Here is an 11,122-nt window from a genome sequence, read left to right on the forward strand (position 1 = left end):
AGGGGTTCGCTCTGTGCGCAGCGGGTTCTTCGGCGTACTGTTGCCGACATGGGCAGTCTCGAATACAACAGCTCGCGTCCGCCGATCCAGGTGGACGACGTCACGCTCGCCCACCTGAAGATCGTGATCGGCACGAAGCTGCGCCGACACGAGAGCTTCATGATGACCTGGCTCGTCGATCCCGCCGGCACAGGGGGCAGGCTCACGACGTGGATGCACCCCAGCATCCCGCTGGTGTTCTCCTTCGACTCCTCGACGATGCCCGAGATCGATCCGAAGCGGATCGAGCACATGATCGAGTACCTGAACACCCGCGGTGATCTGGTGCTCGATCAGCTGGGGTGACCGGCAGCGGGCGCCGCCACATCGTTCACCGAGGGCGCTCGGGAGATCAGAGCTGTTGCAGGCGCTTCGCGGGGCCCTCGAATCGCGCGATCGCGATCTTCACATCCACCAGCTCCGTCTCGACGCGCTCCATCCGCGTCTCGAACCGGTCCATCCGCGTCTCGAACCGGTCCATCCGCACGTCGACCGCGTCGAAGCGTCGGTCGATCTGCCGGGTCTGGTGGCTGATCATCCAGCCGACGCCGCCCAGCATCGCCACCCCGAAGGCGAAGAGGGAGATGATCATTCCGATCACGTCGGCCGACATGTACATGGCTCCATTCTGCTCCGCTCGCGGGCTGATGTCACCGAATGTACTCAGCCGCTCGACACCAGAGGGGCCGGATCACGAGAACTGTGGAGAAGTCGTGAAACCGGCCCGGCTGTGCAGGATGAGTCGCTCAGGCCGCGTTGCGCACCAGGATGCGCCAGCGCTCGGGACCCTCGTCCAGGTAGCGGGTCTTGTAGGCGCCGCCGTGCTTGGCCTGCAGCTGGGTGAGCAGCGGCACCGGGTTGTGGGTGGCGGAGATCACCATGGCCGCGCCGGGGCGCAGGGATTCGATGGCTCCGAAGATCGCGGCATGGCGCACGGCATGCGGAATGGTCTGCACGTCGAGCTCGGGAAGCTCCTCGTCGACCTCGCCGCAGGTGCAGCCGGCCGTGGGGGACTGGTCGGTCGCCTCCGACCTGGATCGGTGGATTTCGATGTGGCCCATGATGTCTCCGTCTCTTCGGTGGGGATCTGCCCTGCGATTTTATTACAATGAACACCGTGGAAAAGAATCTCGCCGCCCCTGGCTCCGATCGCGTCTCCGCCGCGCACGCGGCGCACGCTGAGCCCCGGCGCGATACCGGTGGCAGGCGCCATGCCTCCACGCGCGAGCGGCTCCTGCGCGAGGTCGAGACGCACGGCCCCGTCTCCACGAGCGACCTGGTCACCGCGACCGGGCTGCACGAGAACACGGTCCGTGAGCATCTGGAGCGGCTGCGCCGGGACGGCCGGCTCCGCCGCATCCGCGCTCAGGCGCAGGGACGCGGGCGGCCCGGCTGGCGCTGGCAGGCGGTGCCCGCCGACGTCGTCAACCCGTACGCGGGCCTCGCGCTCGCGCTGGCCGACTCCCTCACGCACGCCGCACCCGATCCGGTCGTCCGGGCGCGCAGCGCCGGCATCCGCTGGGGTGCGGCGATCGCCGAAGATCATCCGGATGCCGCCGGCCCGACGCGCGCGCTCGTGATCGACCTGATGCGCGAGCAGGGCTTCGCGCCCGAGCCCGCCGCCGATGCGGGCGACGCGATCGTGCTGCACCGCTGCCCCCTGCTGGCGGCAGCCGCGCGCCGCAGCGACGTGGTCTGCGCCGTGCACGAGGGCATGGTCGCCGGCATCGTGCGCTCTCGCGACGAGGCCGCGGATGCCGTGCTGCTGCCCCTGCGCGCCGAGGGCGGCTGCCTGCTGCACCTGCGCGCCGCCTCGTGAGCGCCCGCACGCGCCTGCCGGCGCGGATGCTCTGGATGCTGCCCGCCGGCGTGGCGCTCCTGGCCGGACTCGACGCGGGCCTGGTGCTGCTCGGACTGCCCGCCCCTGTCACCACCGAGCGGCTGCCCGAGGTGCACGGGATGCTGCTGGTGCTGGGCTTCGTCGGCACTCTGATCAGCCTCGAGCGTGCCACCGCGTACGCGCGCCCCGCCGGGTTCATCGCACCCGCGCTGCTCGGGGCCGGCGGCGTCCTGCTCGTCGTCGCGCCCGTTCCCCTGGTGGCCGGCAAGTTCGTGCTGGCCGCGGGGGCGGCATCCTTCGTGCTGCTCTACGTTCCTCTCTGGCGACGGCAGTACGACGCCGCCCTGCTGACCCAGCTGTTGGCGGCCGGCCTGGCCCTGTGCGGTGCGGTGATCTGGATCGGGCAGGACGGCATGGAGCGCGTGATCCCGTGGCTGATCGGGTTCCTGGTGCTCACGATCGCCGCCGAGCGCGTGGAGCTGGCGCGCATCACGATGGGTCCGCGGGCCGCCATCCGCCTGCTGATCCACACCTGGGCAGCATCCGGCGCACTCGCGCTGGGCATCGTCCTCCCCGACGCCGGCGCGATCGCGCTGGGCGCGGTGCTGCTCTCGCTCACCGGCTGGCTGGTGGTGCACGATGTCGCCCGTCGCACCATCCGCGCGCGCGGCGTCACACGGTACATGGCGGCGTGCATCCTGGCCGGCTACGTCTGGCTGGCGGTCGCAGGCCTCGTGCTGCTGCTGGGCGAGCCGTCGGCGCAGCCCGCCTACGACGCGGTGATCCACTGCGTCTTCCTGGGCTACACGTTCTCGATGATCATGGCGCACGCCACCACGATCCTGCCCGCCGTGCTGCGCATCCCGCTGCCGTACCGGCCGGCGTTCTGGGTGCCGATCGGCCTGCTGCAGGTGGCGCTGGTCGTGCGGGTGTGGCTGGGCGACGGGCTCGGAATGCCGGTGGCCTGGCGCGTCGGCGGGGTGCTCGGCGTGGTCGCGCTGCTGCTGTTCGTGCTCACCGCTGTGGCCAGTGCGGTGGTGGGGCCACCGCAGAACTCCTTCCGAACGGATGCCGAAAGGGCCACCGCATGACGCCGAATCTCTCCGCCGGACCGAGCGACGGCCGTGCTTCCGCCCCGAGGAACCGCGGCTTCTGGCCGATGCGCGACATCCCGACCGTGGTCTGGCTGCTGCTGACGATCATCGCCGCGATCGCCCACCGTGCGCTGCCGATGCCGGGCTGGCTCATGCTGCATCTGCTGCTGCTCGGTGCGGTCACCCACGCGATCCTGGTGTGGAGCCAGTACTTCGCGTTCGCGCTGCTGCGCAGCCGGGCCACCGAGGCGGATCGTCGCACGCAGAGCGCGCGGCTGATCCTCTCCAACGCCGGTGCCGCCGTGGTCATCGCGGGCGTGCTCTGGCACAGCTGGCCGGTCACGGTGGTCGGGGCGGTCGCGCTGATCACGGCCGTGGCGTGGCACGCGATCAGCCTGCTCCTCCGCGCTCGCCGCAGCATGCCCGGACGGTTCGGGCGCACGATCCGGTACTACATCGCCTCCGCCGCGCTGCTGACGATCGGCGCCGGGCTCGGCGCCTGGCTGGCGCGCGGTGACGGAGCGGCGAACCTCGTGCTCGCCCACGCGTTCCTGAACGTGCTGGGCTGGATCGGACTGACGGTCGCCGGCACGGTCGTGACGCTGTGGCCGACGATCCTGCGCACGCGCGCCGACGAGCACGCGGCGACCGGGGCCGCGCGCGCACTGCCGCTGATGGCCGCAGGCGTGCTGATCGCCGCGGGCGGTGCTGTGGCCGAGCTGCTGCCCGTGGTGGCGCTGGGGCTGCTCGCGTATCTGGCCGGACTGATCATCATCGGCGTGTCGCTGTTCCGTGCGGCGCGGCGGAAGGCGCCCCGCAGCTTCGCGGCGCTGTCCGTCGGCATGGCGCTGGTCTGGTGGGCCGGAGCGGTGGGGATGCTGGCGATCGGCACGATCATCGCGTTCGCAGACGGGGCCGGGTTCGATGCTCTCGCGCGCCTGGTTCATCAGGTGGTGCCCTACCTCGCCGCAGGCTTCGCCGCCCAGGTGGTGATCGGAGCCCTCAGCTACCTGATCCCCGTCGTGCTCGGCGGCGGGCCCACCCCGGTGCGCGCCGGAACCACCGGGTTCGATGCGGCAGGCCCGCTGCGCGTCACGGTGGCCAATGCCGCGCTCGCCGTGTGCGCGCTGCCGGTCTCGAGCACGATGCGCGTGGCGGCATCCGTGCTGTACCTGATCGCGATGGCGTCGTTCCTGATCGTGATGCTCCGCGCGATGCGCGCGCAGCGCTGGGCCAAGGCATCCGTCGTCCCTCCGGCGGACGCGGCGGATGCCACCGGTGAGGATGCCGCGCAGCGGCCGGCACGCAGGCACGGACCCATCAGCCCCGAGGGCGAGCAGCCGCACGGGCGCCGCGCCGGGCAGGCGGTCGCGGGGCTGCTCGCCGTGCTGCTGATCGTGGCGGGCGCCGCGGCAGCGGACCCGATCGGCTTGGGCTGGGGTTCGCCGCCGGCCGGTGATGCGGATGCCCCGGTGCAGACCGTGCAGGTCGAAGCGGCGAACATGCGCTTCACGCCTGATCGCATCGAGGTCCCGATCGGCACCAGGCTGGTCATCAAGATCACCAACACGGACAAGCAGCTGATCCACGACCTCGTCACCGCGAACGGCGCCGCCAGCGTGCGGCTGGCGCCCGGCGAGTCCGACACCGTCGACGTCGGCGTGATCACGAGCGACCTCGACGGCTGGTGCTCGATCGCAGGGCACAAGCAGATGGGCATGACGCTGCAGATCGTCGCGACGGGGGCGCCGACGGCATCCGCTTCCCCCTCCCCGACACCGACGGCGGCCCACGATATGGATGGCATGCCCGGCGCGGAGCCCGGCGCCGGCTTCGCGCCCTACGACGCGGCCCTCCCTCCGCTTCCGGCATCCGCTGCCCCCGTCACCCGCGAGATCACGCTGACCGTCCGCGACGAGAAGACCGAGGTGGCGCCGGGCATCACGCAGACGCTGTGGACGTACAACGGCACGGCGCCCGGCCCGGTGATGCACGGCAGGGTCGGCGACCGGTTCGTCGTCACCCTGGTGAACGAGGGCACGATGGGACACTCGATCGACTTCCACGCGGGCTCGCTGGCGCCCGATGAGCCGATGCGCACGATCGGGCCGGGAGAGCGACTGACCTACACGTTCACCGCGACGCGCGCCGGCATCTGGATGTACCACTGCGCGACCATGCCGATGACCGCCCACATCGCGAACGGCATGTATGGCGCTGTCGTCATCGAGCCGCGTGACCTGCCGGCCGTCGACCGCAGCTATGTGCTCGTGCAGGGGGAGTACTACGTGGGCGATCACGACGGCGGTGAAGTGGATGCCGACCGGATCGCTACGCGTGACCCCGACCTGGTGACGTTCAACGGCTACGCGAACCAGTACGACCACGCGCCGCTTCCGGCCGCGGTCGGCGAGCGCGTGCGGGTCTGGGTGCTGGATGCCGGGATCGAGCGCCCCACGAGCTTCCATGTGATCGGCGGGCAGTTCGACACGGTGTGGGCGGAGGGCGCCTACCTGCTGAACCGCTCGGCGGACACCGGGTCGCAGGCGCTCGGGCTGCAGCCCGCGCAGGGCGGCTTCGTGGAGCTGACCTTCCCCGAGAAGGGCACCTATCCGTTCGTCTCGCACTTCATGATCGATGCGGAGCGCGGCGCGCACGGCCTGTTCGCCGTGACGGGTTAGCGCCGCAGGCGCGTTCGCGGAGCCGCGGCATCCGATTCTTCTTAGACTGAACCGATGCGACCCCTCACCGAGCCTCAGGTCCGCGCGGCGATCCGGAATGCGGATGCCGATGAGATCGACCGGATCGGCATGCCGCACGACTTCATCCTCACCGACTGGGACTACCTCGACTTCCTCGCCTGGCGTGACCCGGAGTCCAGCCGCCGGGCCGTGGTGATCGTCGAGCACGAGGGCGAGCCGGTGGGCATCGTGCTGCGGGCCACCGATCCCGTGCGGGTGCGCTCGGGGATGTGCAACATCTGCCGCACGCTGCAGCCGGGCAATCAGGTCGCTCTGCTGACCGCGCGTCGCGGCGGGGCGAAGGGCCGCAGGGGCGACAGCGCGGGAACGTACATCTGCGCCGACCTGTCCTGCCACGAGAACGTGCGCATCGCGCATCCGCTGGCTCCGAACGAGGTGCGCGCGCCGGGCCAGGCCGATCAGCGCCTGGACGGCACGCGGCAGCGCATGGAGGAGTTCGTCGCCCGCGTGCTCAGCGAGGAGTGAGTGCGCGCTGTGGCCGTCCGCGCGCTGTGGCCGTCCGCGCTGCTTCGCGTCCGCGCGGTTCGCGGGTCCCATCCTGCGGTCTCAACGGCGTCGACCCCGCAATTCAGGACCCGCGAGCACAGGGGACCGGATGCCCGAGCGTGTCGCGGGTCCCGGATCGCGGCCTGGCGCGCAGGGAGCCCGCGATTCGGGACCCGCGAAATTCTGGGCCTGAGTCCCAGCTAGGCTGACACTCAAGATCTGCGCGTCGAAGGAGAGCCATGTCCGAGTCCATCCTGCTTGCGGTCGACGACGGGCTCGCCCGCCTCACACTCAACCGTCCGGCGAGCCTGAACGCCTTCGACGCCGATCTCGCCCACGCGTGGCGAGACGCCACCGCCGAGGCCGTCACCCGCGACGACGTGCGCGCCATCCTGCTCGAGGGCAGTGGGCGCGCGTTCTGCGCAGGTGGCGACGTGGTGACCATGTCCACCTGGACCGGCGGTGGCGAGGACATCACCTCGCTGGCGCACGTCATCAACGAGGGCATCCTGTCGCTGACGACCTCGTCGGTCCCCGTGGTCGCCGCCGCGCACGGCACCACAGCCGGAGGCGGCCTCGGAATCCTGATGTGCAGCGACTACGCGGTGATCGGCGCCGGCTCGAAGATCGGCAGCCGCTACGCGAACGTCGGCCTGACGCCCGACCTGTCGGTCACCGCGCAGCTGGCTCGCGCGATCGGCGAGCGTCGCGCGCTGCAGCTGGTGCTGCAGGACCGCATGCTCTCGGCGGCCGAGGCGGTCGACTGGGGGCTGGTGGCCGAGGCGGTGGCGGTGCCGGCGGGCGGGGATGCCGATGCCGAGGCGGATGCCGTGCGGGAGCGCGCCGAGCAGGTGGCGCGCTTCTGGCTGGCGGGGGCGGCGGGAGCGTACGGGCAGGCCAAGCGCTTGATCCGCTCGCAGCCGTCGCGCACCTATCCGGAGCAGCTCGCCGAGGAGGCGCGCACGATCGGCGAGGCCTTCGACACCGCGGACGCCAGAGCGCGCGTGGCGGCGTTCGCCGCGGCATCCGGGAAGTCCGCGCGCTGAGTGCCGGGAGGCGGACACCTCCGCACGTGCCGGGAGTTATCCACAAGGGCAGGTGAAGCATCTGCGCCCCGTGGCAGGATGGGAGCACGATCGCCGGGAGGATCATCATGTCCGACAGCACGCCGCAGGCAAGTGGCCAGCAGCTGACCTCGAAGCTCATGCGCGGGGCCATCTGGATAGCGATCGGCGCGCTGATCGCCGCAGCCCTCGTCTGCGTCGTCTGGGTGCTGATCGGCAACCAGGACGGCCTCATCGGCCGCGCGTTCCTCACGATCCTGCTGCTGGCGGTGTTCGCCGGGATCGCGATCCTGGAGGCGAACCTCGCGCACCAGCGGCCCGACTGGCTGGCGCTGTCGAGCATGATCTCGTGGATCGTCGCGCTGCTGGTCGGCGCGGTGAAGATCTGGATGCCGGAGCCCAGTCCGCACCTCGGATGGGCGATGGGGCGCTTCTGGTACCTGCTCCTGGTGGTCGGCATCCTGCAGCTCGCGCTGGTGCACGCACGGTTCTACCTGAAGGCCTCGCAGCGGTACGTCACCACCTTCACGCGCGTGATCGTGATGGTCACGTTCGTGATGCTCGCTCTGCTCGTGGCGATGCTGGTGTTCTACCTGACCTTCCCCGAGCTGTTCCATTACGACGACCTGTACTGGCGCATCGTGATCGCTCTCGCGATCCTCGCCGCGGTGGGGACCACTCTCATCCCGCTGCTGAACGCACTGTTCGCGCCGAAGAAGACTCCTCCCGTGACGCCGCCGAGCGACTTCGTCGCTCCGCATGCCCCGTCGAACGGGCAGCCGCAGCCGGCGGCGTGGCCGACCTACGCCGATGGGCGCACTCCTCTGCCGGTGATGCCCGACGGCTCGCCGGACTGGAACGCCTACTACACCGGCTTTCCGACTTTCACGCCACCCGCCCAGTCCCTCCCTGCTCCGGATGCTGCGCCGCAGGCGTTCCCGGCAGCGTCGGACGCCCCGGCGCCCCACGTCCCGGCAGCACCTGAGGCGCCGGCTGCGCCCACGGACCCGCCCGCATCGAGCACCCCGCCTGCCGATCCGGGGCCGCCGCAGTACGGTGCGTTCCCGCCTCCGCCGCCCGCGCCCGGTCCCGGCCGGTGAACGCGGTCGATCTCGGACTGCTCGCCGCGGACATCGCGCGTGAGGCCGGTGAGCTGGCCGCACGCCGACGATCCGAGGGCGTCGCGCTCGCCGCCACCAAGTCGACCCTCGCCGACATCGTCACCGAGGCCGACCGCGAGGTGGAGCAGCTGATCCGTGAGCGGTTGCGCGCCGAGCGTCCGGACGACGGGTTCCTCGGCGAGGAGACCGGCGCCGAGCAGGGTTCGAGCGGGCTCACCTGGGTCGTGGATCCCATCGACGGCACGGTCAACTACGCGTACGGCCTCGGCGCATACGCGGTGAGCATCGCCGTGGTCGGCGGCGAGCCCGTTCCGGAGCGCTGGGACGACGTGGCGGCGGCCGTGTGCGTGCCTGCGGCCGGCGAGCTGTTCACCGCGGTGCGCGGCGATGGCGCCCGGCTCGACGGCATCCGCCTTCGGGTGAGCGACGAGACCCCGGCCGGCGCGCTGCTGGCCACCGGCTTCGGCTACGACCCCGCCACGCACGACGGCGACCTGGCCACGGTGCGCCGCGTCATGTCGATGGCGCGCGACCTGCGCCGGATGGGTGCGGCCGCCATCGACCTGTCGTACGTCGCCGCCGGCCGCCTCGACGGCTATTTCGAACGCGGCCTCAACCCCTGGGACCTCGCCGCGGGCGCGCTGCTCGTGCGCGAGGCCGGAGGCGTGGCCTCCCGGCTGGATCCGGACGCCGCGCGACCGATGCTGATCGCGGGCGCGCCCGCCGTGCACGACCGGCTGCGCGCGCTGATCACCGGCACCGGAACGCCGCGGTGAACAAGTTCGGTCAGACCATGGTTTTCTCAGCCATCAGCCTGTAACGTATTTACCTGTTCGTTACTTTCTCCCCCGACGTGAAAGTGACCAAGCGCCCCCGAGCTTGACAACGACCCGAGAGATCCGACTTGCCCCCTGTACGTTCCGAGGTTGACGCCGCGCCCACGCGTCGATCCAACCGACTCCGCGCCGCAGCACAGAGCACTTCGACGACCTCGGACGTCGATTCCTCGCCGACGCCCATCGTCGAGACCGTGCTGGCGGATGCCGTCGTCGCCGAGGCCGTGGTCGCACTCGCGGATGCCGTGGTCGCGCCCGGCGAGACTTCGTCCGACCCAGTGGATGCTGCGCGCACGGCCCCGCTGAGCCGCCGCGCACGTCGGCTCGCACGCACCGGACCGTCGCAAGTCGTGTCCGCTGACGCCGACGACACCGACACCGACCGAGCCCCGTCCGCAGCGACGGTCGCCGCAGCGATGCCCGAGACCGCAACGCCCGTCGCAGAGCCCGAGCTGCTGACCGAGCCCGAGCTCCAGGCCGAGCAGGCGCTCCAGGCCGAGCCGGAAGCCTCCCGGCCGGAGCTGCAGTCCGTGCACCCGCAGGTGTCGCAGTCCACCGCGGATGCGTTCACTCTGGCATCCGATGCTTTCGGATTCTCGCCTGTCGACGACTCCGCGCCCGCCAGCGCTTCCGCCGCCACCGACCAGACAGCGCCGACCGCGCAGCACGAGCAGGCCGAGCCGATCGCGGCATCCGGGCACGTCGCCCCCCGCCGCATCCGCCGCCGGATCACCGCCGCCGCCGCGTCGCTGGGTGTGATGGGCGTCGCGGGTCTCATCGCCGTCTCGATGACGGTCCCGGCCGGCGCGATCACCGCGGTGCAGCAGAAGGGATCCGCCGCCACCGCCTCGCTCGTCGCCGCCGATGCGCCCGCGAAGAAGGTGGCCGACGACGAGATCCAGGCCTACGTCGCCTCGAGCGACGTGCAGGACGAAGCGCTCGTCCGTGACAGCGAGTACTCCACGGTCTCGCTGATGGACGTGGCCGCCGAAGAGGGCATCAAGCGCGTCTCCGACAGTCTCTACACCAACGACCCCAACGCCGCGATCCAGTGGCCGTTCATGGTCGGCGTCGCCATGAGCTCGCCCTACGGAATGCGCAACGGCCGCATGCACGCGGGCATCGACCTGGTGCCCGGCGCAGGTGCGACCATCCAGGCGATCGCCGATGGCACGGTCCGCAAGGCGACGGAGTCCGGCGGCGGCTACGGCGTCACCGTCTATGTCGATCACATCATCGACGGGCAGGTCGTCACGAGCCACTACTCGCACATGCAGCACGGCTCGCTGGCGGTCAGGACGGGTCAGAAGGTGAAGGTCGGCGACCCCATCGGAAAGGTCGGCAACACCGGTCGTTCGTACGGGGCGCACCTGCATTTCGAGATCATCATCAACGGTTCCACAGTGAACCCGCTGACCTGGATGCGGGCGAACGCCGGACGGTATTCGTACTGACCGGCCGATTTCCATCCCGAGCCTCGCGGATGCTAGGCTCATCTGGTTGCCCTGACAGGGGCAGCACGCCCCGATAGCTCAGTGGCAGAGCACTTCCATGGTAAGGAAGGGGTCGTCAGTTCAATCCTGACTCGGGGCTCGTAGCGTCCATTCCACGGAACGGGCGATTGCGGCGGAGTAGCTCAGATGGTGAGAGCGCACGACTCATAATCGTGAGGTCGCGGGTTCGAGTCCCGCCTCCGCTACAGAATGTGAAACCCTCGGTGCGCCGAGGGTTTCGTCGTCTCCGGCGCAGCGCCCGCGCCGTTCCCCACATCGCGCGTGCCTCGCGCGTGCCTCCCGCTTCGCGGGTCCCGACACGCTGTCTCCTCGCCGACGAGGCCGCACACCGGGACGCGCGAAGCCCGCAGGTCGAGCGATTCGAAC

General features: G+C 70.8%; 11 protein-coding genes and 2 tRNA genes. 11 read left to right on the plus strand and 2 right to left on the minus strand.

Annotated features, from left to right (window positions below; translation table 11 throughout):
• Positions 1 to 48 precede the first annotated feature (48 nt).
• Positions 49 to 345, plus strand: coding sequence for a hypothetical protein (locus tag Q9R19_RS01585; protein WP_311254598.1), 297 nt, complete (start codon positions 49 to 51; stop codon positions 343 to 345).
• A 46-nt stretch (positions 346 to 391) separates the two neighbouring features.
• On the opposite strand, the gene Q9R19_RS01590 is transcribed toward Q9R19_RS01585, so the two are convergent.
• On the minus strand, positions 392 to 658 hold the full coding sequence (locus Q9R19_RS01590) for a hypothetical protein (protein WP_311254599.1): 267 nt from the start codon (positions 656 to 658) through the stop codon (positions 392 to 394).
• Between the two features lie 127 nt (positions 659 to 785).
• A complete protein-coding gene (locus Q9R19_RS01595; RefSeq protein WP_286299460.1) occupies positions 786 to 1,100 on the minus strand; it encodes a DUF2249 domain-containing protein in 315 nt (104 codons plus the stop codon).
• A gap of 56 nt (positions 1,101 to 1,156) precedes the next feature.
• Between Q9R19_RS01595 and Q9R19_RS01600 the strand changes: the two genes are divergently transcribed.
• The 10 genes from Q9R19_RS01600 (at position 1,157) to Q9R19_RS01645 (ending at position 10,941) form a co-directional block, all read left to right on the plus strand.
• Positions 1,157 to 1,858 carry a hypothetical protein gene (locus Q9R19_RS01600; protein ID WP_311254600.1) on the plus strand — a complete coding sequence of 234 codons (702 nt, stop codon included), beginning with the start codon at positions 1,157 to 1,159 and terminating at the stop codon, positions 1,856 to 1,858.
• Complete coding sequence (locus Q9R19_RS01605) at positions 1,855 to 2,970, plus strand: hypothetical protein (RefSeq protein WP_311254601.1); 1,116 nt, start codon at positions 1,855 to 1,857, stop codon at positions 2,968 to 2,970. The genes Q9R19_RS01600 and Q9R19_RS01605 overlap by 4 nt, the downstream gene beginning before the upstream one ends.
• Positions 2,967 to 5,654 carry a multicopper oxidase domain-containing protein gene (locus Q9R19_RS01610; RefSeq protein WP_311254602.1) on the plus strand — a complete coding sequence of 896 codons (2,688 nt, stop codon included), beginning with the start codon at positions 2,967 to 2,969 and terminating at the stop codon, positions 5,652 to 5,654. Before Q9R19_RS01605 ends, Q9R19_RS01610 begins: the two co-directional genes overlap by 4 nt.
• Before the next feature lie 54 nt (positions 5,655 to 5,708).
• Positions 5,709 to 6,200 carry an FBP domain-containing protein gene (locus Q9R19_RS01615; protein ID WP_311254603.1) on the plus strand — a complete coding sequence of 164 codons (492 nt, stop codon included), beginning with the start codon at positions 5,709 to 5,711 and terminating at the stop codon, positions 6,198 to 6,200.
• A 260-nt stretch (positions 6,201 to 6,460) separates the two neighbouring features.
• Positions 6,461 to 7,267, plus strand: a complete 807-nt coding sequence (locus tag Q9R19_RS01620) for an enoyl-CoA hydratase/isomerase family protein (RefSeq protein ID WP_311254604.1) — start codon at positions 6,461 to 6,463, stop codon at positions 7,265 to 7,267.
• Between the two features lie 107 nt (positions 7,268 to 7,374).
• Entirely contained in the window at positions 7,375 to 8,385 is a 1,011-nt protein-coding gene (locus tag Q9R19_RS01625) for a hypothetical protein (protein ID WP_311254605.1), read from the plus strand.
• Complete coding sequence (locus tag Q9R19_RS01630) at positions 8,382 to 9,182, plus strand: inositol monophosphatase family protein (RefSeq protein WP_311254606.1); 801 nt, start codon at positions 8,382 to 8,384, stop codon at positions 9,180 to 9,182. The genes Q9R19_RS01625 and Q9R19_RS01630 overlap by 4 nt, the downstream gene beginning before the upstream one ends.
• A gap of 128 nt (positions 9,183 to 9,310) precedes the next feature.
• Positions 9,311 to 10,696 (plus strand): M23 family metallopeptidase, encoded by a 1,386-nt coding sequence (locus Q9R19_RS01635; RefSeq protein ID WP_311254607.1) that lies wholly within the window; start codon positions 9,311 to 9,313, stop codon positions 10,694 to 10,696.
• Between the two features lie 67 nt (positions 10,697 to 10,763).
• Positions 10,764 to 10,835 (plus strand) — tRNA-Thr (locus tag Q9R19_RS01640).
• Between the two features lie 32 nt (positions 10,836 to 10,867).
• A tRNA-Met gene (locus tag Q9R19_RS01645) sits at positions 10,868 to 10,941 on the plus strand.
• Positions 10,942 to 11,122: the final 181 nt, after the last annotated feature.

It is taken from the genome of Microbacterium sp. ARD32, assembly GCF_031844385.1.
Taxonomy (GTDB): Bacteria; Actinomycetota; Actinomycetes; order Actinomycetales; family Microbacteriaceae; genus Microbacterium.